Origin of the sequence: Amycolatopsis sp. NPDC049253, from assembly GCF_040678995.1 — a bacterium.
Classification (GTDB): Bacteria; Actinomycetota; Actinomycetes; order Mycobacteriales; family Pseudonocardiaceae; genus Amycolatopsis.
The window spans coordinates 157,732-180,365 of sequence record NZ_JBFAQX010000009.1 but is presented as its reverse complement, the minus strand read 5'-3'; the positions used below and the strand labels follow the sequence as shown (position 1 = coordinate 180,365).

23 protein-coding genes are annotated in these 22,634 nt (G+C 71.3%); 11 read left to right on the top strand and 12 right to left on the bottom strand.

Going from position 1 to position 22,634, the window contains the following annotated elements:
- Positions 1-89 precede the first annotated feature (89 nt).
- Complete coding sequence (locus AB0K15_RS22290; RefSeq protein ID WP_364053432.1) at positions 90-473, top strand: hypothetical protein; 384 nt, start codon at positions 90-92, stop codon at positions 471-473.
- A 30-nt stretch (positions 474-503) separates the two neighbouring features.
- A complete protein-coding gene (gene hisS / locus AB0K15_RS22285; RefSeq protein ID WP_364053429.1) occupies positions 504-1,799 on the top strand; it encodes a histidine--tRNA ligase in 1,296 nt (431 codons plus the stop codon).
- Positions 1,800-2,328: 529 nt separating this feature from the next.
- Here hisS and AB0K15_RS22280 read toward each other — a convergent pair.
- From AB0K15_RS22280 to AB0K15_RS22245, 8 genes are all read right to left on the bottom strand, one after another.
- A complete protein-coding gene (locus AB0K15_RS22280) occupies positions 2,329-3,123 on the bottom strand; it encodes an alpha/beta hydrolase (RefSeq protein ID WP_364053426.1) in 795 nt (264 codons plus the stop codon).
- The gene (locus tag AB0K15_RS22275; RefSeq protein WP_364053423.1) at positions 3,120-4,787 is read right to left on the bottom strand and encodes an FAD-binding dehydrogenase; all 1,668 of its coding nucleotides are present in this window, start codon (positions 4,785-4,787) and stop codon (positions 3,120-3,122) included. Before AB0K15_RS22275 ends, AB0K15_RS22280 begins: the two co-directional genes overlap by 4 nt.
- A 1-nt stretch (position 4,788) precedes the next feature.
- Positions 4,789-5,409 carry a TetR/AcrR family transcriptional regulator gene (locus tag AB0K15_RS22270; protein ID WP_364053420.1) on the bottom strand — a complete coding sequence of 207 codons (621 nt, stop codon included), beginning with the start codon at positions 5,407-5,409 and terminating at the stop codon, positions 4,789-4,791.
- 110 nt (positions 5,410-5,519) lie between these two features.
- Positions 5,520-6,668 carry an amidohydrolase family protein gene (locus tag AB0K15_RS22265; RefSeq protein WP_364053417.1) on the bottom strand — a complete coding sequence of 383 codons (1,149 nt, stop codon included), beginning with the start codon at positions 6,666-6,668 and terminating at the stop codon, positions 5,520-5,522.
- A 3-nt stretch (positions 6,669-6,671) separates the two neighbouring features.
- On the bottom strand, positions 6,672-7,775 hold the full coding sequence (locus AB0K15_RS22260; protein WP_364053414.1) for an MAB_1171c family putative transporter: 1,104 nt from the start codon (positions 7,773-7,775) through the stop codon (positions 6,672-6,674).
- Entirely contained in the window at positions 7,772-8,296 is a 525-nt protein-coding gene (locus AB0K15_RS22255; protein WP_364053411.1) for a hypothetical protein, read from the bottom strand. The genes AB0K15_RS22260 and AB0K15_RS22255 overlap by 4 nt, the downstream gene beginning before the upstream one ends.
- On the bottom strand, positions 8,293-8,697 hold the full coding sequence (locus AB0K15_RS22250; protein WP_364053408.1) for a helix-turn-helix transcriptional regulator: 405 nt from the start codon (positions 8,695-8,697) through the stop codon (positions 8,293-8,295). Before AB0K15_RS22250 ends, AB0K15_RS22255 begins: the two co-directional genes overlap by 4 nt.
- Positions 8,698-9,043: 346 nt before the next feature.
- On the bottom strand, positions 9,044-9,496 hold the full coding sequence (locus tag AB0K15_RS22245) for an NAD(P)H-dependent oxidoreductase (protein WP_364053405.1): 453 nt from the start codon (positions 9,494-9,496) through the stop codon (positions 9,044-9,046).
- 85 nt (positions 9,497-9,581) lie between these two features.
- On the opposite strand from AB0K15_RS22245, the gene AB0K15_RS22240 reads away from it, so the two are divergent.
- Complete coding sequence (locus AB0K15_RS22240; RefSeq protein ID WP_364053402.1) at positions 9,582-9,905, top strand: hypothetical protein; 324 nt, start codon at positions 9,582-9,584, stop codon at positions 9,903-9,905.
- Here AB0K15_RS22240 and AB0K15_RS22235 read toward each other — a convergent pair.
- Complete coding sequence (locus tag AB0K15_RS22235) at positions 9,865-11,496, bottom strand: phospho-sugar mutase (protein ID WP_364053399.1); 1,632 nt, start codon at positions 11,494-11,496, stop codon at positions 9,865-9,867. The genes AB0K15_RS22240 and AB0K15_RS22235 overlap by 41 nt on opposite strands.
- Before the next feature lie 96 nt (positions 11,497-11,592).
- Between AB0K15_RS22235 and AB0K15_RS22230 the strand changes: the two genes are divergently transcribed.
- The 7 genes from AB0K15_RS22230 to AB0K15_RS22200 all read left to right on the top strand — a co-directional run bounded on the left by AB0K15_RS22230 (position 11,593) and on the right by AB0K15_RS22200 (position 19,342).
- Complete coding sequence (locus tag AB0K15_RS22230) at positions 11,593-12,528, top strand: LysR family transcriptional regulator (RefSeq protein WP_364053396.1); 936 nt, start codon at positions 11,593-11,595, stop codon at positions 12,526-12,528.
- Between the two features lie 125 nt (positions 12,529-12,653).
- Entirely contained in the window at positions 12,654-13,127 is a 474-nt protein-coding gene (locus AB0K15_RS22225) for a MaoC/PaaZ C-terminal domain-containing protein (protein ID WP_364053393.1), read from the top strand.
- On the top strand, positions 13,124-14,392 hold the full coding sequence (locus AB0K15_RS22220; RefSeq protein ID WP_364053390.1) for a CoA transferase: 1,269 nt from the start codon (positions 13,124-13,126) through the stop codon (positions 14,390-14,392). The genes AB0K15_RS22225 and AB0K15_RS22220 overlap by 4 nt, the downstream gene beginning before the upstream one ends.
- Entirely contained in the window at positions 14,389-15,111 is a 723-nt protein-coding gene (locus AB0K15_RS22215) for an SDR family oxidoreductase (protein ID WP_364053387.1), read from the top strand. The genes AB0K15_RS22220 and AB0K15_RS22215 overlap by 4 nt, the downstream gene beginning before the upstream one ends.
- A 122-nt stretch (positions 15,112-15,233) precedes the next feature.
- Positions 15,234-16,460 carry an MFS transporter gene (locus AB0K15_RS22210; protein ID WP_364053383.1) on the top strand — a complete coding sequence of 409 codons (1,227 nt, stop codon included), beginning with the start codon at positions 15,234-15,236 and terminating at the stop codon, positions 16,458-16,460.
- Between the two features lie 38 nt (positions 16,461-16,498).
- The gene (locus AB0K15_RS22205) at positions 16,499-17,650 is read left to right on the top strand and encodes a DUF993 family protein (RefSeq protein ID WP_364053380.1); all 1,152 of its coding nucleotides are present in this window, start codon (positions 16,499-16,501) and stop codon (positions 17,648-17,650) included.
- Between the two features lie 540 nt (positions 17,651-18,190).
- Entirely contained in the window at positions 18,191-19,342 is a 1,152-nt protein-coding gene (locus tag AB0K15_RS22200; protein ID WP_364053377.1) for a glycosyltransferase, read from the top strand.
- A 40-nt stretch (positions 19,343-19,382) separates the two neighbouring features.
- Here AB0K15_RS22200 and AB0K15_RS22195 read toward each other — a convergent pair whose 3' ends face one another.
- From AB0K15_RS22195 to AB0K15_RS22185, 3 genes are all read right to left on the bottom strand, one after another.
- Positions 19,383-20,168, bottom strand: a complete 786-nt coding sequence (locus AB0K15_RS22195; RefSeq protein WP_364053374.1) for a purine-nucleoside phosphorylase — start codon at positions 20,166-20,168, stop codon at positions 19,383-19,385.
- Positions 20,165-20,590, bottom strand: coding sequence for an ABA4-like family protein (locus AB0K15_RS22190; protein WP_364053371.1), 426 nt, complete (start codon positions 20,588-20,590; stop codon positions 20,165-20,167). The genes AB0K15_RS22195 and AB0K15_RS22190 overlap by 4 nt, the downstream gene beginning before the upstream one ends.
- A gap of 310 nt (positions 20,591-20,900) precedes the next feature.
- On the bottom strand, positions 20,901-21,851 hold the full coding sequence (locus AB0K15_RS22185) for a hypothetical protein (RefSeq protein WP_364053368.1): 951 nt from the start codon (positions 21,849-21,851) through the stop codon (positions 20,901-20,903).
- A 153-nt stretch (positions 21,852-22,004) separates the two neighbouring features.
- Here AB0K15_RS22185 and AB0K15_RS22180 point away from each other — a divergent pair, with 153 nt between their 5' ends.
- Complete coding sequence (locus AB0K15_RS22180) at positions 22,005-22,631, top strand: MerR family transcriptional regulator (RefSeq protein ID WP_364053859.1); 627 nt, start codon at positions 22,005-22,007, stop codon at positions 22,629-22,631.
- Positions 22,632-22,634 lie beyond the last annotated feature (3 nt).

The following is a 22,634-nucleotide window of genomic DNA, read 5'->3' as shown; positions in this document are numbered from 1 at the left end:
TGCCGGTGGGTGTTGCGAAGGACGTAGTGTGACAGTGTTTTAAAACAGTGTTATGGTTACGTTCGGAAACGCTCTGGGAGGAGAAAGCCATGCACGGACCGGTCCAGCTGTTCACCGTCATCGCGCTCGTGTCGCTGCCCACCGTGATGTACGGGGGCTACGCCCTGATGGGGCTGCTCAAGCGCGGGGTGCTCGACGACCGGCAGAAGAGCCTCTTCCGTGCCGGCCACGCGCACGCCGGGGTGCTGCTCGTGCTCGCGCTGGTGGCGTTGCAGGTGCTCGACCGCAGCGGGCTCGGTGACACCGGGCGGTGGGTCGCGTGCTTCCTGCTGCTGTTCGGCGTGCTGGCGCAGTCCGGCGGGTTCTTCCTGGCGATGCTGCGCACGCGCCTCGGCATGGCGATCACCACGGCCGGGGCCGTGCTGCTGGGTGCGGCGATGCTGCTCACCGCGTATGGGGTGGCGTTCCGTTAACGGTTGGGCGCGGTCGTTAAGCTTGATGACGTGCCTGAATACCTGTCGACCGCGCCTGTCAAGGGGACCCGAGACTTCGTCCCCGCCGAAATGTCCGTTCGCACGCAGGTGTTCGGCCATCTCTACGACGTCCTGGAGCGCTACGGCTTCCTCCGCTACGACGCTCCCGTGCTGGAGCCCGCCGAGATCTACGAGCGGAAGTCGGGCCAGGAGATCGCCGACCAGCAGCTCTACACGCTGACGACGAAGGGCGGCGAGCGCCTCGCGCTGCGCCCGGAGATGACGCCGTCGGTGGCCCGGATCATCGCCGGCAACGCGAAGTCGCTGTCGTTCCCCGTGCGCTGGTACAGCCACCCGAACTGCTTCCGCTACGAGCGCCCGCAGCGCGGCCGCGTGCGCGAGCACTGGCAGATCAACGCGGACATCTTCGGTTCCGAGAGCGCGAACTGCGAGATCGAGATGTTCGAGCTCATCCACGACCTCATGGAGTCGGTGGGCGCGTCTTCGGACATGTTCGCCGTGCGGGTGAACGACCGGAACCTGCTGACGTCGGCGCTCACCGACGTCGTGGGCGTCTCCCCGGAGCACCTGCCGGCCGTGTTCGGCCTGGTGGACCGCTGGGAGAAGACGTCGGCGGAGGAACACGCGACGTCGGCCGAGGAGATCGGGCTCACGGACAAGCAGTTCGAGAAGCTCACCGAGGCCCTCGGCTCCGGCGCCGCGCTGCTCGACGAGCTGCCCGCGGAGGTCAAGGAGCAGTCCAACCTGGTGCGCGTGCTGTCCAGCTCGGCCGCGAGCCTGGTGCAGTTCGAGCCGATGATCGTGCGCGGGCTGGCGTACTACACGTCCACCGTGTTCGAGGTCTTCGACACCTCGCCGAAGAACCGCCGCGCCCTCTTCGGCGGCGGCCGCTACGCCGACCTCGCGTCGCTCTTCACCAAGGAGCGCATCCCGGGCATCGGCTTCGGCATGGGCGACGTCACGCTCATCGACTTCCTCGACACCCACGGCCTCACGCCCGCCCCGCGCAACGAGGTGGATGTGATGGTCATCCCGGTCACGGAGGAGCTCGCCGACGCCGCCCGCCAGGTCGCGACTTCCATGCGCCGGGCCGGCCTCCGCACGTCGACCCCGCTTGAGCACCGCAAGCTCGGCAAGGAGCTGACCCGCGCCGACAAGGCCGGCGCGGCGGCCGTGGTGATCGTGGGCCAGGAGGACTGGGACGCGGGCAACGTGACCGTCCGGAGCCTCGCCACGCGGGAACAGCAGCAGGTCGCGCTGGCGGACGTCGCCGCGACGGTCGGTGGTCTGGTCACGCCGGCTTGAGTTTCTCGTGGTAGATCATCGAAAACAGCCCCGCCAGGCGAAAGCCCGGCGGGGCTGTTCCGTTTCGAGGCCGGCGAAACGCCACTCCGGGGTTCGGCCGCCCTGCGCCGGCACCAGCGGTGCGCTTGGCCGCCGATGGCACGTTGAGTCCATGGACTGCGCTGATTCCTGGGAAGGGCAACCTCGCGGGCTGGTGGCGGGCTGCTCACCCGCGTGCATGAGCGGCGGCCGCTTCCTCGGCGGGCCGACTGCGGCCCGCGCTAGCCGGGTCGATCGTCGCTCACGCTGGTGCGTGCGGCCACCTCGCCTGCAGGCAAGTCCCGCCAGTGGAGGTTGCTGCGCACAGCATTGCCGCGAGTCCGGCCTCGGGTCGGCCGGCAGGGAATCCCGCCGGGCGACACGGCTCACCTCGTCGGGCCCTTCCTTTCCACCGAAACCGAAACAGCCCCGCCAGGCGAAAGCCCGGCGGGGCTGTTCCGTGTCTCCCGTGCAGCCGCCGCAGCGGTCCCGCCCCCTCGGCGGGGCCGGGTCAGGGCTGGCGGGAGAAGGAGGCGACCAGCGAGGCGACTTCGGCCGGCTGGTCGGCGAACGGGGTGTGGCCGGCGTCGAGGAACGTGACATCGGCACCGGCGGCGCGGTAGCGGGTCGCGCTGCCGGTGTGGTCGTAGAGGCGGTCGCGGCGGCCGAGGATGGCGAGGGTGGGCAGGCCGAGCGCGGAGACCTGCGCGTCGAGCGGGTGGGTGGCCAGGAGGCGGCGCCGTTCGGTGAGGATGGCCTGGGCCATGGCCGGGCTGGTGGCGGAGAAGTCGGCGTGGGCCTGGCGCAGCGGGGTCGGGCGCAGCACGAAACCGAGCGGGGCCAGGGAAACCAGACGGTGCAGCGAACGCCCGATGAACGGTGCCGCGAGCAAACCGTTGCCCGGCGGGAAAGTGGCGTGGCGGTAGTCCGGCGCCTGTCCGATGAGGACGGTCCGGGTCACCGCCCCCGAAAGCGATGCCAGCGCCAGCACCACGTCGGCGCCGAAGGAGTGCCCGACGGCGGTCATGCGTTCCGCGCCCACGAGCTTCAACGCGCCGGCCAGGGTCGTGGCCTGGGAAACGGCGTCGAGGCCGGTGTGGCCGCCCGTGCAGCCGTGGCCGCGCAGGTCGGGGCGCAGCACGCGGAAGCGGTCGGCCAGCAGGGGCGCCAGGCGGTCGTAGGAGTGCAGCGAGCCGCTGAAGCCGTGCACCAGCAGTACCACCGGCGCGTCGGCGGGGCCGTCCTCGCGCAGGTGCAGGGCGGTCCCGCCGACGTCCAGCACCGTGCCGGTCGGGCGGCGCGTCACTCCACCGCCCGGGCCATGGCGCGCCCGGCCGCGCGGCCGGAGAAGATGCAGCCGCCGAGGAACGTGCCCTCCAGTGCGTTGTAGCCGTGCACGCCACCGCCGCCGAAGCCCGCGACCTCGCCCGCCGCGTACAGGCCGGGCAGCGGCGCACCGTCGGCCCGCAGCACGCGCGAGTCGAGGTCGGTCTGCACGCCGCCCAAAGTCTTGCGCGTGAGGATGTTCAGCCGCACGGCGATCAGCGGCCCGTGCGCCGGGTCGAGGATCCGGTGCGGCTTCGCCACGCGCGCCACACGGTCGCCGACGAACCTGCGCGCGTTGGCCACCGCCATCAGCTGCAGGTCCTTCGAGTACCGGTTCCCGACCTCCAGGTCCCGCGCCACGATCTGACGCTCCAGCGTCGCGACGTCCAGCGCCGGCCCGCGTGCGATCTTGTTCATCCCGTCGACGAGCGTCGCCAGGTCGTCAGCCACCACGAAGTCGACGCCGCGACGCTTGAACGCGTCCACCGGCCCCGGCGCGCCCTTCGCGGCGCGGCTGAGCAACGTCTGCTTCAGGTCCTTCCTCGTGATGTCCGGGTTCTGCTCGGAGCCCGACAGCATGAACTCCTTCTCGAGGATCGACTGCGTGAGCACGAACCACGAGTAGTCGTACCCGGTCGACAGCACGGCCTTCAGCGTTCCCAGCGTGTCGAACCCCGGGAAGTTCGGCGCGGGCAGCCGCACCCCGTTGGCGTCGAACCACATCGACGACGGTCCGGGGATGATCCGGATCGCGTGGTCCGGCCAGATCGGGTCCCAGTTGTGGATGCCCTCCACGTAGTGCCACATCCGGTCGCGGTTCACCACGCGCGCGCCCGCCGCCTCGCTGATGCCGATCATGCGACCGTCCACATGGGCCGGAACGCCGGGGATCATCGTCCGCGGCGCCGGACCCAGCCGGTCGACGGGCCAGTTCCGCCGCACCAGCTCGTGGTTGTGGCCGATGCCGCCGGAGCTCACCAGCACGGCCGGCGCGGACAGCTCGAACTCACCGGCTGCCACGCGCGAGGACTTCTTGCCCCGCGGCAGATCGCTCGGCTCCAGCACGGTCCCGCGCACGCCCGTGATCACGCCGTCGGTCTCCACCAGCTCGTCGACCTGGTGCCGGAACGCGAAGCGCACCTGACCGCGCTGCTCCGCCGCCAGCACCGGCTCGGCGAACACCCGCACCACCTCGGGCCCGGTGCCCCACGTCAGGTGGAACCGCGGCACGGAGTTGCCGTGCCCGCCGGCCTTGCCACTGCCGCGCTCGGCCCAGCCGACCAGCGGTGTCACGCGCAGGCCCAGCTCGTGCAGGTAGTCGCGCTTCTCGTACGTGGCGAAGCGGACGTACGCCTCGGCCCACTTGCGCGCCCACCGGTCCTCGTCCGCACGGTCGAAGCCGGCCGAGTCGAGCCAGTCGCGCAACGCCAGCTCGTAGGAGTCCTTGATCCCCAGCCGGCGCTGCTCGGGGCTGTTCACGAACAGCAGGCCGCCCAGCGACCAGAACGCCTGGCCGCCGAGGTTCGCGCGGTTCTCCTGGTCCAGCACGAGCACACGGCGCCCGGCCTTCACCAGCTCGTGGGTCGCGACGAGCCCGGCCAGACCCGCGCCGACCACGATCGCGTCCGCTTCGAAGGCGTCCAACTCAAGTCTCCTCGGTGTAAGCCGTGATCACCTGCACGTACAGGTCACGGCGCCGCTGCCACACGAGCGGGTTGTCGGGGGCCATCAGGCATTGCACGCTCGTGCCGTCGTGCGTCGCGACGAGCGCCTGGCCCAGCGCCACGGGGTCGGGAATCGAGCGGCCGGCCCGCGCGAGCAGCTCGACCATCAGCGGCATCAGCGCCTCGGCGATCGCTTCCTCGCGAGCGGTCATCACGCGCCGCAGGCCCGGGTTGCGCAGGGCGTGGGCGGTGAACTCGGCGCTCACGCGGAACCACGCGTCGTCCACGGGGATCGCGGGCAGCACGCGCTCGACGACCGCCCGCACGTCGGGCAGCTCGACCGGCGTGAACGCGTCGAACGCCGCGCGCACGGCCGTGATCATCGCCGCCGACCGCCCTTCCCACATGGCCAGGAACAGCTCGTCGAGCGAGGCGAAGTTCGAGTAGAACGCACCGCGTGTGTAGCCCGCGCGCTCGCAGATCTGCTCCACTGTGGACCGTCCGAAGCCCTCTTCGGCGAACACCGGGAGCGCGGCTTCGAGCAGGCGCCGGCGGGTCTCCGCGCGACGGCGCGGCACGCGGTCCGCCGTCGGTTCGATCATCAGGCCTCCCGCTTTCGATACATCAGCGTACTCAATACGTCCGTGTATCGAAAGGGAGCGTGATCAAGGTCAAGACCGGACCCTGCTCAGTACTTCAGTGAACGAGCAGCTCAGGCGGCCGCGACGCCCCGCGCCATGACCAGCAGCGGCTTGCCCAGCGCCGACAGCTCGGCCAGCGGGTCACCGTCGACCACCAGCAGGTCGGCCGCCAGCCCGGGCTCCAGCCGTCCCGTGACCGAGCCCAGCCCGAGGCCCGCCGCGCTGTCCTCGGTGGCGATCTCGAGGATCCGCCGCCGCGAGAAGCCCAGCCATTCGTACAGTTCGAGAGCACCCACGGGGTCGTCGAACGTGGAGCCCGGCAGGCCCGCGTCGGTGCCCGAGAGCAGGCGCACGCCGTGTTCCTCCAGCCACGGCAGTCGCCCGTAGACGCGCCGCGCGAGCTCCTCGCCCATGCGCTCGACCATCATCCGCCAGTTGCGGCTGCTCGTGGAGCACGCCGCGACGCCTCCCTTGGCCATGCGCCGCGCGACCTCCGGACGCAGGTCGGTCTGCTGCGGGCCGGTCATGAACGTGCAGTGCTCGATCGTCGAGACGCCGGCCTCCACGCAGTCGGCGATCGCGGCGGCGCCGTGGGCGTGCGCGGCGACCGGCAGGCCGCGGCGCGCCGCCTGCGAGACGACCACGCCGAGCTGCCGCGCGTCGAACTGCGATTCCCACATCTGGGCGCCGCCCGGCGTGATCTGGCCGCCGCCCGCCATCACCTTGATCACGTCGGCGCCCGCGGCCGCGTTGGCGTCGATCCGCGCGCGGATCTCGGCGTCGGAGGAGACCACGCCGCCGAAGAAGTGGCAGTGTCCATCCGGGACGGTCAGCGGCGGCCCGGCCGCGAGCACCCGCGGTCCGCCTGCCGGCTTCACCACGGTGCGGCCGCCGAGGTCGCGCACGGTCGTGACGCCGCTGCGCAGCAGCTGTCCGAGCCGTTCCTCCGCACCGGCCGAGACATCGGCGTCGTCGGCGGCCAGGAAGTTCGGCAGCATCTCTCGCGTGGCGTCGAAACACAGGTGCACGTGGGAGTTGAACAGCCCCGCCAGCACGGTCGCGTCCGGGAAGTCGCGCACCACGGGGTCGACGGCCGCCGCCGCCACGTCGTCCGGCCGGCCGACCGCGACGATCTCGCCGTCGCGCACGAGCACGGCGCCGCCGTCGATCGGGGTCGAGGGCCGGGGCAGCACCCGGGCGGCCGTGATGAGGGTGTCCAACGTTCAGCTTTCCTTTCCCGCCAACGAAACCGACAGCGACAGCAGCGGCCGCACGTCCGATTCCAGGTCCGTGCCGCCGGCCGGCAGCACGAGCTTGGCCCGCCCGTCGCTCACCGCACCCGACGCCTGCCGGGCCAGCGCGGCCCGCAGCGCGGCAGCCGCGGCGGAGGGATCGTCGGCCGCGAGCGCGGCCAGGTCCGTCTCCAGGTACGGGCTCAGCTGCACCAGGCCGTCGCGGATCTCGATCACGCGCCGGTAGTAGCGGCGGTGCACGGCGAACCGGTCGCGCAGGCCGTTGCCCGACGGGGTGCGCAGCACGATGCTCGGGTACGCGGTCACCAGCAGCGTCCACAGTGGAGCGAGCCGGTGGTGGTCGGCCCGGTGCCGGCGCCGCCGGACCACGGCGGCGATCCGTGCTCGCACGCCGGGGTAGGTGATGCCCGCGAGGAACAGCACGCTGCCCAGGATCACCAGTGGCACGCCGAGCCACAGCAATGCCGGCACGGTCACGTCGAACACCCACGCCACCACCAGGTACAGTGCCCGGAACACGCTGCCGACGGCCGCCGCGACGAGGCTCGCCGCACCGATACGCAGGCCCGTGCGCAGGTGCGGGTCGGCCACGCGCTGGTAGCGCACGATCCACACCACGCACGCCGTGATCGCGTAGATCAGGTACGCCCCGCCACCGAAGAAGAACAATGCGATCCCGGGCTCGTGCACCGTGTCCGGCCCGAGTGCGGCGCCCCGCAGCGGCACCGGCGTGATCGCCAGCGCGAACGTCATCACGGCGATCGCGACGGCCGGCGGCACGAGCTCCAGGGCAACGCGGCGCGCCTGCCGCGGCCCGAGCGCGGAGCCGAGGAAGAAGATCAGCAGTGCGCACACGCCGCAGGAGAGCAGCACGTTGTTCGCCAGCCGCGCGCCGCCCGGCGCGGTCAGGCCGTCGAACCACGCGGTGACCGCGCGTTGCTGCACGAGGAACGCCAGTGCGAACGCGGCGATGGTGACCGTGACGGCCCAGTTCGGCAGCCGCGGCGAGCGCACCAGCTGGTAGCTGCGCCAGGCGAGCGCGGCGGTGAAGAGGACGAAGAACGCGGCGGTCACAGCCAGCCCTGGTGGTCGCCCAACGTGCCTTGGATGCGCCGCAGGCCGTGGTCGGCCGCGGCGCGCGGGATCGTGTAGTTCAGCACCGACGCCCACTCGAGGATGATCGTGGCGACTGTCTCGGCCTCCCACTCGTGGGCCTCGTCGTAGGAGGTGCGCCGCAACGCGCGGCGCACGGCGTCGCCGTCGAGGCTCTCCACGGCCGGGCCCCGCAGGAAGTCGGCCGGTTCCGCGTCGCCGCCGGGTTCGTGGTCGGCGAGCAGGTGGCCGAGCTCGTGCAGGATGATGTGGTCCTGGTGGGCTTTTGTGGTTTCCTGCTGGAAGAAGACGTAGTCGGCCACGGCGGTCGCGATCCAGCAGCCGAACGGGCCGGGCACCTCGAGCGGGTAGGCCATGAGCCGGATCGGGCGGCCGCGGCGCTCGCCGAGGCGTTCGCAGAGCTGGCCGACGTCGAGCGGCGGGCTGATGTCGAGGTCCTTCAGCAGTCGCCGGCAGCGTTTGCGCAGTTCGCGTTCCTTCACGGTCCGCTGTGGCCTTCCCGTTCGGCACGCTCGTAGCGCTCGACGAGATCGAGCAGGTCCATGACCTGACGGCGGCCCTGCGGCGAGAGCTCCTGCGCGCGCATGGCCATCAGCTTGGCCTCGACGGCCGGCGCGTCACCGGCGGTGCGCTCGTCCTCGTCGTCGAAGAAGTACGTGACCGGCACCCCGAACAGCTTCGCCAACGCCTCGACGTAGTGGATCTTCGGGTTGATCCGCTTGCCGGTGGCCAGCTGCTGCAGGTACGCCGGCGACATCGCGGGCCCACCCGCGCGCTCGATCGCCGCCGACATCTCCCGGTAGCTGTGCGGTGCGCGGCCGTCGGCCCGGGACGAGTCGATGAGCGAGCTCAGCTTCTCCGCGAAGGTGCGTTGCCGTGGCATCACCGCCCCCTTCTCCGTTGTCCGGATACTAGCGCCGTGTCCACTGTACGCACCTGTTGACACCACCTGTATGCAGTGGTTTACAGTGGCCGCGTCCCGCTTCGGACACGTCCGCACTCTGGGGGTGTTCGGAACCCGGAGCGGGATCTTGTCCTGCGCCTGGCTCGCCGTGATCAGCCATTTGTAGTACGCTTGCGTGGTCAAGGTTGATCGCCTCGTAGCGAACCCTTGATCTGGCCTGTTGCCGGAGGTCGACCCCCAGGGCTTCCGGTGACAGGCCCCTTACTTTTCCGGGGTCTGCCTTTTCCGGGGTCTGTCGTGTCGGGGCCAGCCGATGAGCGGCCGGTCAGTCCATGAGTGTCGCGGCCACCGTCGCGCCCAGCTCCTGCAACGCTTCCAGTGCCGCTTTGTCGGGTTCGCCCGTGAGCAGGACGAGGTCCGCGACCTGAGTCCAGCCCAGCCCCGTCGTGATCGACGCGAGCTGGCGTGCGGTGCCGGCCGTGTCGTTGTTCCCGTGGACATACGCGCCGAACGGGCGGCCCCGCGTCGAGTCGAGGCACGGGTAGTAGACGGTGTCGAAGAAGTGCTTGAGGGCGCCGCTCATGCTGCCGAGATTCGCGGGTGTGCCGAGCAGGTAACCGTCGGCGGCCAGCACGTCGGCGGCGGTCGCGCCGAGTGCGGGGCGGCGGACGACGTCGACGCCTTCGATGTCCGGGTGCTTCGCACCGGCGAGCACGGCTTCGAACATCGCCTGCATCGACGGCGACGGGGTGTGGTGCACGAACAACAGCGTGGCCATGAGCGCAGCCTGCCACTTGTGCCCGTGCTCACGCGCGGGCAGGCTGGGTCCGGTGATGGGGGAGAGACTGCGGCCCCGTCTTGCCGTGGCCGCACTCGTACTGCTCGGCTTGGCCGGGCTCGTCAGCACGCTGTCGCTGGTCTTCGCCGCGTTCGCCGACGCGATCTTCGCGCCCGGCGGCTGGACCAGTGAGGTGGACCGGCTGTGGCCGTGGATGGTGCCCGCGGTGGTCGGCCTGCTCGTCGCCATCGTCTTGCGGCGGCGGGAGTACATCGCGGCGTTCGTGGTGTTGCTGCTGGTCGACGTCGTCGGCCTGCTCGGACCGAGCCTGCTCGGCCGCGACGTCGAACCCGGGATCCCGGTCCCGATCAGCTCAGCAGTGTGCTTATGTCCTCCCGCACCGCGCTGAGCCGCGCGGTCGCGGTTTCGCGCGCCGCTGCCAGGTCGCCGGTCACCGGCGTGACCACCTGCAGGTAGGCCTTCAGCTTCGGCTCGGTTCCCGACGGGCGGATCACCACGCGCAGGCCGTCGCCGCGCAGCCGCAGCACGTCGGCGTCGGGCAGGAGGTCTTCCTGCGTGACAGGAGTGCCGCCGAGTGTCACCGGCGGTTCGGCGCGCAGGCCCGCCATCAGCTTGCCGCGCACGGCGAGGTCGGTGACGCGCAAGGAAACCTGGTCCGTCAGGTGCACGCCGTGGCGGGTGGCGATGTCGTCGAGCACGTCGAGCGGTGTCCGGCCCTCGGCTTTGAGTGCCGCGGCGAACCCGGCGGCGAACACGGACGCGGCGATGCCGTCCTTGTCCCGCACGAAACCCGGGTTCACGCAGAGGCCGAGCGCCTCCTCGTACGCGAAGATCAGGCCTTCGCCCGCGCGCACCAGCCACTTGAAGCCCGTGAGCGTCTCGGCGTAGCGCGCGCCCGCGGCCTTCGCCAGCTCGCCGAGCAGCGAGGACGACACGATGGTGGTGGCCACGAGCGGGTCGGGATTGTCCGTTGTGGACAGCAGGTGCGAGCCGAGCAGTACGCCCGTTTCGTCGCCGCGCAGCATGCGCCACTCGCCGTCGCGGCCGCGCACGCCGAGGGCACAGCGGTCGGCGTCCGGGTCGAGCGCCACGGCGAGGTCGGCGTCCACTTCGGACGCGAGCGCCAGCAGCAGGTCGGTGGCGCCGGGCTCCTCGGGGTTGGGGAACGAGACGGTGGGGAAGTCGGCGTCGGGCCGCGACTGCTCGGCGACGAAGTGCACGTCGGTGAACCCGGCCTGCGTGAGCGCCGTTTCCAGCGTCGCCGCGCCGACGCCGTGCAGCGCGGTGGCGGCGATCCGCAGCTCGCGCTCCGGGCTCTGGGGCAGGTTCGCGACGTCGGCTAGGTACGCGGCGCGCGGGTCGACGACCTCGGCGCCGGGCGCGCGCGGCACGTCGACCGCGGCGGGCGCGGCCTGGATCGCGTGCTCGATCTCGCCGTCGGACGGCGGCACGATCTGGCCGCCGGTGCTGTCGTAGAGCTTGTACCCGTTGTCCGCGGGCGGGTTGTGCGACGCGGTGATCTGGATCCCGGCGATCGCGCCGTAGTGCTTCACCGAGTACGCGAGCAGGGGTGTCGGCAGCGGCAGCGGCATCGTCTTCACGGCGAAGCCCGCCGCGGTGAGGACCTCGGCGGCCGCCTGCGCGAAGGCTTCCGATCCGTGCCGCGCGTCGCGCCCGACCACGACCACGCCGCCCGCGAGGCCCTTGCCCGTGAGCCACTGCGCCACGCCCGCGGTGGTCCGGGTGACGACGGCGACGTTCATCCCGTTCGGTCCCGCTCGCACCGGCCCGCGCAGCCCGGCCGTGCCGAACTCGAGCGGTCCCGCCATCCGGTCGGCGACCTCGTCGGCCGCGGTGGCGTCACCGGCGAGGGCGCGGTCGAGCACCGACTGCAGCTCTTCGCGCGTCGACGGGTCGGGGTCTTCGGCGATCCACCGGTGGGCGGCGTCGCGCAGCTCGGGGGTAATCGTGTTCTGCACCGGGTCAGCCTACGGGTTTCGGGCGTCGCGCTCCGGCCACGACGGCCCTCGGCTCGACCCCGGGCCCGGCCGCCCCGGCCCGCTTAGACTGACCGGATGTCGGCCGCCGAGCTCACGTTGTGGCACATGCGGGCCATCCGCGAGGTCGCCCGGTGTGGCGGTTTCACGACGGCTGCGCGGCATCTGTTCGTGTCCCAGTCCTCTCTCACCCGCCTCATCAAGGAAGCCGAGCGGATCGTCGGGGCTCAACTGCTCGATCGCACGTCACGTACCGTCGTCCCGACGCCGGCGGGGTTACGGCTGCTCGAGGCGATCGACACGGTGCTCGAGGTGCACACCAGCCGGATGTCGACGGTCGACGCGTTCCTGCGGGTCGAATGGGGAGTGCTGGGGTTGTCGATGCTGCCGTCGGTGGCGGCGGTGGTGCTGCCGCTGGTGCTGCCCGACCTGCAGGCTCGCCACCCCGGGCTCCGGCTGAGCACGTGGGACGGCCCGGCCGACGAGGTCCTCGCCCACCTGCGCCAGGGCAAGGCCGAGGTGGCGTTGACCGCCTGCACGGGTGACGACGAGGACCTGACCGAGATCCCGCTGCTGCGCGAGCGCCTGGTGGCGGTGTCGGCGGCTCCGTCGCCGTGGGGGCAGCGCGACTCGGTGACGTGGCAGGAGCTGTTCGACCAGCCGCTGATCACCACGCGCCGGGGGACCAGCATCCGGTCGATCGTGGACGTCACCAGGGCCGCGGTGACGGGTGCCGAGGGTGAGCTCGCGGCGGAGGCGTCCACTGTGGCCACCGTCGGGGGCCTGGTCCGCAGCGGGATCGGGGTTTCGGTCCTACCGGCGCTGGAGCTGGCCGGGTACGGGCTCCATGACCTGGTCGCCGTCGCGCTGACCGAGCCCGTCGCCGAGCGGACGCTCGGCATCGTCCACCTCGCCGAACACAGCCTGTCGCCGGCGGCGACGGTGTTCGTGGCGGCCGTCCGGACGGCGCTGCGGCAGGACGCTCGGCTCCCGGCGGGTGTTCAGCCCCGCTGAGGCGCTTTGCGCCAGGTGGAACCGTCCTTGCGCAAAGCGCATCGACGCCTCGTCCGGCAGGTCTTGAAGGAGCGATGTCCGGCAAATAGCTTGTTCGCAACGCATCCCAGTCAAAGGTGGAACAGTTGCGGACAACGCTCAGTCTGACGTGGGACGAAATCGAGAACGGAACCACGTTTTCGAGTCCGACCAGGACCATTACCGCCGGAGACGTCGGGACGTTCGCCGGCTTGACCGGTGACCACGCCGAGCACCACACGAGTGCCGTCGTCGCAGCTCAAGGCGCCTTCGGGCGGCAGATCGCCCACGGTCTGCTCGTCCTCTCGTGCGCCCACGGCCTGATGCTCGGCGACGGCCTGCTGCGCGGATCCGTCGACGCTTTCGCCGGGATATCGGACTGGAAATTCGTCGCTCCGGTGTTTTTCGGCGACACGATCAAAGTGAATTTCTCGGTCGTCGAAAAGCGAGAGAGCCGCAGCCGCCCGGGAAAGGGGATTCTGGCCTTTCAGGTCGAGGTTCTCAACCAGGACGACGTGCTCGTCCAGCGGGGCCGCAAGGTCCTGTTCATGTCCACGAGCAACGGGAAGAGCGAGGAATGAGCAGCGCGACCACCAATCCGGCCGCCTACGCCGGCGTGCGCGTCCTGGACTTCACGCAGCTGGAGCAGGGGCCTTCGGGCACGCAGGTACTGGCCGACTTCGGCGCCGAAGTGATCAAAGTGGAGCGGATCGACGTCGGCGAGATCGGCCGCGACCACCACCCGCGGGTGCGCGGCATGAGCCCGCACTGGGCGGCGAACAACCGCAACAAGCTGAGCCTGTCGCTCAATCTCAAGGATCCGCGTTCGCGCGAGATCCTCGACCGGATCCTGCCGACGGTGGACATCGTCGCCAGCAACTTCCGGCCCGGCGTCATGGAGCGGCTCGGCCTGGGGCACGAGCAGCTCTCCGCGCGCTTCCCCCGGATCATCTCGGCGTACGCCTCCGGCTTCGGCCAGGACGGGCCCTACCGCGACCGTCGTGGTCAAGATCTCGTGGCCCAGGCCCTCGGCGGCTTGATGGCCCTCACCGGCAACACGCAGTCCGGGCCCGTGGCACTGGGCACCTACGCCGTCGATTACGTCGCGGCGATGCACTTCGCGCAGGGCATGATGGCGGCGCTGGCGGCTCGCGAGCGGACCGGGCGCGGGCAGCTCGTCGACGCGAACCTGCTCAGCTCCGCGGTCGCGCTGCACCTGCAGGAGGGCACGACGCACCTCAACACCGGCCGGGCGTATCCGCGACCGGAGCACGGCATCGCCCACGCCAACACGAGCGCGCTCTACGCGACCTACCAGACCGCGGACGGCCGGCAGCTCGTGCTCGTCGGCGAGCTCTTCGTCGACACGCCGTGGCAGCGGGTCTGCAAGGCGCTGGAGCTGCCCGACAGCATCGGTCACGATCCCCGCTTCCAGACCCAGGACGGCCTGCTCGCCCACACCGCGGAGACCGTCGGGATCCTGGAGACCGCGTTCGCGCGGCTCACCCGTGACGAGGCCTTGGCGAGGCTGGCCGAGCAAGACGTCCTCGCCGCGCCGGTGAACGAGTACGACGAGGTGTTCACCGATCCGCAGATCCTGCACAACGGCATGGTCCTGCGGACCGAGCACCCCGACGTCGGGGAGATCCAGCTGGTCGGCATGCCCGTGCGGCTCTCGGAGACGCCGGGGACGCTGCGGAAAGCACCGCCGCCGGTCGGCCAGGACAACGAGGCGCTGTTGCGGGAGCTCGGATATTCGGCCGAGCTGATCGGCGAGCTTCAGGACGCGGGTGTCGTGGGTTCGGAGAACCGGAACCACGTGGCGGGGCAGGACCGGCAGTGGTGAGCGACCAGCCGGCGGTTCTGGTGACCGGGGCCTCGGGCGGCATCGGCCGCTGTGTCGTCGCCGATCTCGCCCGCCGGGGCCACCGTGTCATCGCGGCGATCGCGGCCGGCGAAGCCGCCGACGAGGCCTCTCCCGCCGTCGCTTCGTTCGGCGTCGACGTCACCGACACGCGCTCGGTGACGGACCTGTTCGCAAGCGTCGGCGAGGTCACCGACCGGCTGGACGGGCTCGTCGTGGCCGCGGGCGTGCTGGAGGACGTCCCGTTCCGGGAGCTGGGCGAGGACGGGTGGCGGCGCACCCTCAGCGTCAACCTCGACGGCGCGTACCGCACCGTCGCCGGTGCGCTGCCGCTGCTCGACCGCTCTCCCTCGGCGGCGATCGTGCTGCTCACCTCGCAGCTGGCCTATTCCGGCGGCCCGAACGCGGTCGCCTACAGCGCGTCCAAGGCGGGGCTGCTCGGGTTCGCCCGGGCGCTCGCGCGGGATCTCGGGCCGGCGATCCGCGTCAACACCGTGGCGCCGGGCCCGATCAACACCCCCATGACCGCGGCCTTCGCCGACGTCCCGGGCTGGGTGGAACAGAAGACCTCGCGCCAGGTCATGCGCCGGTTCGGCGAACCGGGCGAGGTCAGCAGTGCCATCGCGTACCTCCTCTCGGAGGAGGCGTCGTTCTTCACCGGGCAGACCCTGTCCCCCAACGGGGGCGGAGTCATGTTGTGACCAGGCAGAGCCGAGCTGTTTCCCGATAGAGAGGGACAACGTTGTCCAGCACCGCACCTGCTCGTGTCGAGGACAGAACGTCCTCCGTACGCCGAGTCGCCCTCGCGGGCGGTATCGGAACCTTGATCGAGTACTACGACTTCGCGCTCTACGGCTACCTCGCGGTGGTGATCGCGCCGATCTTCTTCCCCGGCAGCGATCCGACGGCGGCACTGCTGTCGACGCTCGCCGTGTTCGCCCTGGCTTACGTCATCCGGCCGCTCGGCGGCATCGCGTTCGGCCACATCGGCGACCGGTTCGGCCGGCGCACCGCCCTGCTCGTGACCGTGGTCGGCATCGGACTGGCCAACACCGCGGTCGGGCTGCTGCCCACGTTCGCGGCCGCCGGGGTCGCGGCACCCTTGCTGCTCGTGCTGGTCCGGTGCGCTCAGGGGTTCTTCGCCGGCGGCGAGGTCGGCGGAGCGGCCACGATCATCTCCGAAGCCGCTCCGGCGGGCCGCAAGGGCAAGTGGTCGGCCTTCACGCCGATGGGGACCAACGCCGGGTTCGCGGTGGCCTCGGCGGTGGCCGGCCTCGTCGCCTTCGCGGTCGGCGACCAGCAGATGTCCACGTGGGGCTGGCGAATTCCGTTCCTGCTCGGACTTCCGCTGACCATCGTGTGTTTCCTGGCCCGGCGCTCGGTGCCGGTCGAGGAGCCGGTGGCGGGTGCGCACAAGCACGCCGGGGTGCCGATCCTCCAGGTCATCCGCAAGTATCCGCGGGCGCTGCTCAAGGGCATCGGCATCGGCATCGCCGTGCAGGGCGGGGCGTACATCAGCCTGACGTACATCACCATCTACCTGGTCAACAACCTCCACTACGGCAAGCAGCCGGTGTACTGGCTGACCACCGCTGTCACCGTCTTCGCCGTGGCCCTCATGCCGTTCACCGGGCGGCTGACCGACCGGATCGGCGCGTTGCCGGTGGCCGTGATCGGCATCGCCGGCTACGCGGTCCTCGTCTTCCCGGCGCTGGTGCTGATGGGGCTGGGCAGCTTCGGCCTCGTCGTCGTGGGCTACCTGATGCTGATGGTGCCCATCGCCTTCCTCCAGGTCGCTTCGTACACGCTCTCGCCGCTGCTGTTCGACGCGTCCGTCCGCTACACGGGTATGGCCTTGGCGACCAACATCTCCGTCGTCGTGGCCGGTGGCTCGGCGCCCTACGTCGCGACCTGGCTGGTCCGGATCACCGGCAACCTCCTGTCGCCGGCGTGGTTCGTGTTCGCGACCTGCCTGATCGGGATCATCACCATCCTGACGCTCCGGCGTGATCCGAACCTGCACCGCCGCATCGAAACCGTCCATCCGTGAGGCGCGGCACCACCCTTCGAGAAACCCGGAGCTGACCGGTGAACACCGTCACCCTGCTCGCCGCCGACGGCGGAGTGTCGCAACTGGACCTGCGAGAACCACTCCCCGCGGCGCCGGACCGCCGAATCCGATCCCGGATCGCCTTCGCCGCCCCGCACGTCGTCCCCGTCGTCTCCGGCGACAACACGCCGGGCGCCCCCGCGGAAATCGACTGGGACACCACCCTCGCGTTCCGCCACCACCTCTGGGCCTGCGGGCTGGGCGTGGCCGACGCCATGGACACCGCGCAACGGAACATGGGGCTGGACCCGGCCGCCACCCGCGAACTCATCGCCCGGAGCGCGGCCGAGGCCAAGTCCGTCGGCGGCAAGCTGCTGGTCGGGGTGGGCACCGATCATGTCGAGGACGAATCGGTGCCGCTCCCCGAGATCATCGACGCCTATCTGCTCCAGCTCCACCACGCCGAGGACCACGGCGCCGACGCGGTCCTGATGGCGAGCCGGCACCTGGCCCGGGCTGCGACGTCGGCCGCCGACTACGAGCACGTGCTCGGGGAGGTGCTGAAGCGAGCCGCGGCACCCGTCGTCCTGCACTGGCTCGGGCCGGCGTTCGACCCGAACCTCGACGGCTACTTCGGTTCTCCGGACCTGGACGCGGCCGCCGACACGGTCGTCCGGATCATCACCGAGCACCGCGACAAGGTCACCGGCATCAAGCTGAGCCTCCTCGACGCCGACCGCGAGCGCCGGCTGCGCGCCCGGCTCCCCGACGGCGTCCGCATGTTCACCGGCGACGACTTCAACTACGCGGAACTGATCGAAGGCGACGGCACCCGGCATTCCGACGCCCTGCTCGGCGCGTTCTCCGCCTTCGCACCGGTCGCCGCGGCCGCCCTCGACGCTCTCGGCTCCCCGTCACCCGCGCGGTACCGGACACTGATGGAGCCGACGGTTCCGCTGTCCCGGCACCTGTTCTCCAAGCCCACCTACCACTACAAGACCGGCATCGCCTTCCTGTCGTGGCTCAACGGCCACCAGCGGTCTTTCTCCATGCTCAACGGCATGCACGCCGCCCGCAGCCTTCCGCACCTCTCGGCGACGGTCGCCCTCGCCGACGCGGCCGGAGCACTGGAACGCCCAGACCTGGCCGCCGCGCGGTGGAACGCCTTGCTGGCTCTGCACGGCGTGTAGACCAGCAGCGAAGAACTGTCGAGGTTCCGTCGGGATCTGCGCCGCCTTCGCCCTCGCGGCCGCGCACGCCGGCCGTGCCGAACTCGAGCGGTCCCGCCATTCGGTCGGCGACCTCGTCGTGTTCTGCACCGGTCAGCCGACGGGTTTCGCCCGGCGCACTCCGGCCACGACGAGGGCGCGAGCGGGGCGTCGGCGCGGCCCGCGTCGTCCTCTCCAGCCGGCGAGATCGCGTCGACGAGCAGCAAAAGGGTCTTCGATGCCGGTGGCTTCGTGCGCCTCGCCCGCCTGCTGCGCGCCCGCCGGAAACTGCTTCGCCTTCGCCGGTTGACGCCGGCGCGAGGATCACGTGACCGGGGCGGGCGACGTGGCGGTGGTGGGTGGCGAGGAAGCCCTGGCCACGCCGGTGGCGCGGCTGCACGACACCGGCGTGACCGAATTCTTCTTTTCGCCCCAACGACCTGTCGCCGCGCAACGGAGAACCGTCGAGGTTCTGCCGGAAACTGCCTCGCGGTGGCGGGGAAAGTCGTTACCCTCGGGAAAGTGCGACTGATCTTCACCTCCCTCGCGTCCTACGGCCACCTCTACCCGCTGCTCCCGCTCGCCGTCGCCGCCCGGAAGGCCGGGCACGACGTCGTGTTCGCGACGGCGGCCGACTTCCACCCGACGGTGGAGAAGGCCGGGCTGGAGCCCGTCGACGTCGGACTCACCATCCAGGACGCCTTCATGGCGCAGTACGACGGCGACTTGCGCAAGCGCAACGACGTGCCGCCCGCCGCGCTCGAGGCGACCATCGCCCGGGTGTTCAGCCGGGTGCTGCCCGATCGCTTCATCGCGGATCTCGACGCGGTGTTCGCGAAGCAGCGGCCCGACCTGGTGGTCTACGAAATCGGCAATCCCGGCGGCGCGTTCGCGGCGATGAGGGCCGGGATTCCCGCGATGGGCCACGGCTTCGGTCGGGTCGCGACGGGCGGGATCGCGGACGGGATCCGCGAGTCGGTCGAAGAACACGCCGTCGAACTCGGCATCGCCGGGGAGGAGCGGTTGTCCTGGGGTAACCCGTTCGTGGACATCTGCCCGCCGTCGGTGCAGTCGCCGGAGTTCCTGGCGGGCGCGCGGCGGCTGCCGCTGCGGCCGGTCGGCTGGAGCGAGCCGGGGGACCTGCCGGTGGGGGTCGCGGGCCGTGACCGCGGCCGTCCGCTGGTCTACCTGACGCTGGGCACCACGCCGATGAGCCAGGCGCACATCCTCACCTCGGCGATCACCGCGCTGGCGGCGCTGGAGGCCGACGTGCTCGTGGCCACCGGGCCGTCGGTCGAGGTGTCGTCGCTCGGTGAGGTGCCCGCGAACGTCCGGCTGGAGGCGTGGGTGCCGCAGTCGGAGCTCATGCCGCACGTGGATCTGGTGGTGCACCACGGCGGCAGCGGCACGACGCTGGGCGCGTTCACCGCGGGGGTACCGCAGCTCGTGCTGCCGCAGGGGGCGGACCAGTTCAGCAACGCCGAGGCCGTGACCGCGGCGGGGGTGGGTGACCAGCTGGTGGGCGACGCGGTGACGACCGAAGCCGTGCGCGAGAAGGCCCAGCGGCTGCTGACCGACTCGGCCGTGGCCGATGCCGTGCGGGCGCTGGCGGCGGAGGTGGCGGCGATGCCGTCACCGGACGAGGTTGCCGCGCAGCTGCCCGACTACGTCTGACGATCGGTGACGGGCACCCGGTCGAGGTGCCCGTCACTCGTCACGCGCGGGCGATGAGCTCCTTGAGCAGCGAACCCATGCGCGTGGCCGCCTGGCGACCGGCTTCGAGGACCTCTTCGTGGTTGAGTGGCTCGCCCGTCATGCCGGCGGCGAGGTTGGTGACGAGCGACAGCCCGAACACCTCGACCCCGGCGGCGCGGGCCGCGATGGCCTCCAGCACCGTCGACATGCCGACGAGGTCCGCGCCCATCGTGCGCAGCATGCGGATCTCGGCGGGCGTCTCGAAGTGGGGACCCGTGAGGCCCGCGTAGACGCCTTCCTCCAGCGAAGCGTCGATCTCCTTCGCGAGGCCGCGCAGGCGGGCGGAGTAGAGGTCGGTGAGGTCCACGAACTTGGCGCCGACGATCGGCGAGCGGGCCGTGAGGTTGAGGTGGTCGGAGATCAGCACCGGCTGCCCGACGCTGAAGCCCTCGCGCAGGCCGCCGGCCGCGTTGGTGAGCAGCACGGTGCGCGCGCCGGCCGCCGCGGCGGTGCGCACGTTGTGCACCACCGGGTCGATGCCCTTGCCCTCGTAGAAGTGCGTGCGGCCCAGCAGCACCAGTGCGCGCTTGTCGCCGATCTTCAGCGACCGGACGGTCCCGCCGTGCCCCACGGCGCCGGGAGTGGTGAAACCGGGCAGCTCGCCGAACGGGATCTCCGCCTCGGCCGTCCCGATCACGTCCGCGGCCGGGCGCCAGCCCGAGCCCAGCACCACGGCGATGTCGTGCTTGTCGACGCCGGTCCGCTCGGCGATGGCGGCCGCGGCCGCTTCCTCGTGGTTGGTCATGGCGCCGAGCGTATCCGGGCACTGCGCAGCGCCAGGAACACCACCAGCCCGAACGGGGACAGGAAGATCGTCAGCACCAGCACCGGGCTGACCTGCCACCACGGGATGCCCCGCTCGCGCGCCTCGAAGAACATCCACCGCCCGAGGAACAGGTCGAACGCGATCAGCTGCGCCCACAGCAACGCCGCCCCCGCCGACGACCCCGCAAACGCTTGCAGCAGGGACAGATCCGGCCGGCTCACCGCCTGCCACAGGTCTCCGAAGTGCGGGATAGCGATGGCGAAGTAGCACATCAAGGGCAGCAACGGCACCCACGGCGACGCCATGATTCGCCGCGTCCACCGCCAGGCGGGAGCGAAGATCATCAGCGCCCAGAACGGCGCTGCGAGCGGGAAGGTCCAGGTGAACAGCTGCTGGGTCATCGCGCGGGCTCCCGGTGGGGTGGGTGGGTGGCGGCACTGGCCTCGCGCCGCGGCGGGATGGTGAGCGGTCGCGCGCCCCGGCCGCCGAGGGCGACCGTGAGCGCGGGCATCGCACGAGTTCCTGACCGGATCGGCGCGCGGGAAGGCCTGCCGGCTACGGACGCGGTCCCGGCCCTTGCGCGAGTTCGCGCGCCGCTTCGCGTGGTGGGGCCACGCCGCTGTCCGGTCCAGCAGCCGAGAGCCGCGGGCGTTGCGATCCGAGACCACCCGATCGCGTGATCCCCGGCGGCCCGGGCGTCCGTACGCGCGGTCATCGCACGAGCTCCCGGGTCGGGCGGTACACCGAGGCGAATCCGCCCAGTGTCACCGCCGCGAGCAGGATCCCGGCGGCCGCGAGGGTCGGGGCGGTGGGGTGGATCAGCGACTCACCGCGCAGCGCCTGCCAGGTCACGAGGGCGACGAGGCCCGCGTAGCCGAACGTCGCGACCCACACCAGGCGGACGCGGACCGCGCTGTCGCGAAGACGCGGCACCCGCGTCGCGAGCAGGCCCAGCCCCAGGGCCACCAACGGCAGCAGCTGCAGCGCGTGCATGCCCGTGAAGTGCGGGATGCGCAGGTCGCCGCCGGTGGTGCTCCAGCCGACGATGGGCAGGCCGGGACCGCCGTCGGGGACGCCGACGCTGTGGGCGCCCACGAGGGCCGACACACCGGTCGTGTTCAAGGCCTGCTGCTGGGCGGCCGTCGGGCCAGTCATGAGGGCGCCGAGGCCGATGCCGATGAGCGAGATCACCGCGCCGGTGCGCACAGCCCAGTGGGTTGCGCGGTCTTCGAGGCGCGTGAACATCAGGAGCACGGTGAGCACGAGCGTCGCGACCCAGATGGTGGCGACCATGCCGCCCATGAGCTGGAACAGCCTGTTGTCCAGGGGTGTCGCGTTGTTGAAGTGGCTGGGCCGGCCGCGCACCGCCTGGAAGACCATCACCACGTACTCGGCGGCGAACAGCACGATCACCACGTTGGTGGCGACGTGGGCGGTCCGGCGGAAGCGGGGCAGCAGCGATACCAGCCAGCCCCACGTGAAGAAGTACAGCGCACCCGAAATGGCGAACTTCAGCAGCTTCGCCCACACGGGCGCGCCGAGCACCGTGCGCTGGTCCACCACCATCGCGACGACGCAGGCCAGCGCGGTGACGACGAGTCCCGCCGCGAAGAGTGTCGACGGCCGGTGCCAGGTGTTCGTCCGGCTCGGAAGCAAGGTCATGATGCCCTCCCAGGATGGATAGTCACAGTATCCATTATGGGAAGCTAGACTATCCAAGCTGAGAAGTCCTCAGGGATGTCCCTGAACTGACCCGGTCCTGAAAAGCCGGGGTCCCGGAACGTGGAACACCAAGGAGTTGATGCGGCCGTGCGGATGGCCGAACTGAGCGCCGAGTCCGGCATGCCGGTCGCGACGATCAAGTACTACCTGCGCGAAGGCCTGCTCCACCCGGGCGAGCGCACCAGCCCCAACCAGGCGCGTTACGGCGACGACCACGTGCAGCGGCTCAAGCTCATCCGCGCGTTGCTCGACGTCGGCGGTCTGTCGGTGGCCACCGTCGGCGGCGTGCTGGCGGCGATCGACGCCCGCGAGCCCACCAACGAGGTCCTCGGCGTCACCCAGCGCGCCCTCGTCGGCGGCGCGAGCGACGTCGACGAGGAGGCCCGCGCGTGGGCGCTGGACCTGCTGCACAAGCTGGCCGCGGCCCACGGCTGGAAGTTCGGTCCCGAGCACCCCGCGGCGCCCGGGCTGATCACCACCCTGTGCACGATCCGCGCACTCGGTCACCCCGCTCTGCTCGACCGCATCGAGGACTACGCCACACTCGCCGACCGCATCGCCGAGGTCGACCTCGACACGCTCGCCGCGCATCCGTCGCTGGACCGGATCGTGGAGGCGGCCGTGGTCGGCACGGTACTGGGCGACCGGCTGTTCGCGGGCCTGCGCCGCTTCGCGCAGGCGGCCGAGTCGGGCCGGCGCTACCCGGGCGGGCTGGGCTGAGGC

What these genes read in the sequence shown, in the direction of transcription:
- AB0K15_RS22290 (WP_364053432.1), top strand. Translation starts at nt 90, where the DNA reads ATGCACGGACCGGTCCAGCTGTTCACCGTCATCGCGCTCGTGTCGCTG.
- AB0K15_RS22270 (WP_364053420.1), bottom strand. Translation starts at nt 5,409, where the DNA reads ATGATCGAACCGACGGCGGACCGCGTGCCGCGCCGTCGCGCGGAGACC.
- AB0K15_RS22250 (WP_364053408.1), bottom strand. Translation starts at nt 8,697, where the DNA reads ATGCCACGGCAACGCACCTTCGCGGAGAAGCTGAGCTCGCTCATCGAC.
- AB0K15_RS22245 (WP_364053405.1), bottom strand. Translation starts at nt 9,496, where the DNA reads ATGGCCACGCTGTTGTTCGTGCACCACACCCCGTCGCCGTCGATGCAG.
- AB0K15_RS22230 (WP_364053396.1), top strand. Translation starts at nt 11,593, where the DNA reads ATGTCGGCCGCCGAGCTCACGTTGTGGCACATGCGGGCCATCCGCGAG.
- AB0K15_RS22220 (WP_364053390.1), top strand. Translation starts at nt 13,124, where the DNA reads ATGAGCAGCGCGACCACCAATCCGGCCGCCTACGCCGGCGTGCGCGTC.
- AB0K15_RS22195 (WP_364053374.1), bottom strand. Translation starts at nt 20,168, where the DNA reads ATGACCAACCACGAGGAAGCGGCCGCGGCCGCCATCGCCGAGCGGACC.
- AB0K15_RS22190 (WP_364053371.1), bottom strand. Translation starts at nt 20,590, where the DNA reads ATGACCCAGCAGCTGTTCACCTGGACCTTCCCGCTCGCAGCGCCGTTC.
- AB0K15_RS22185 (WP_364053368.1), bottom strand. Translation starts at nt 21,851, where the DNA reads ATGACCTTGCTTCCGAGCCGGACGAACACCTGGCACCGGCCGTCGACA.
- AB0K15_RS22180 (WP_364053859.1), top strand. Translation starts at nt 22,005, where the DNA reads ATGGCCGAACTGAGCGCCGAGTCCGGCATGCCGGTCGCGACGATCAAG.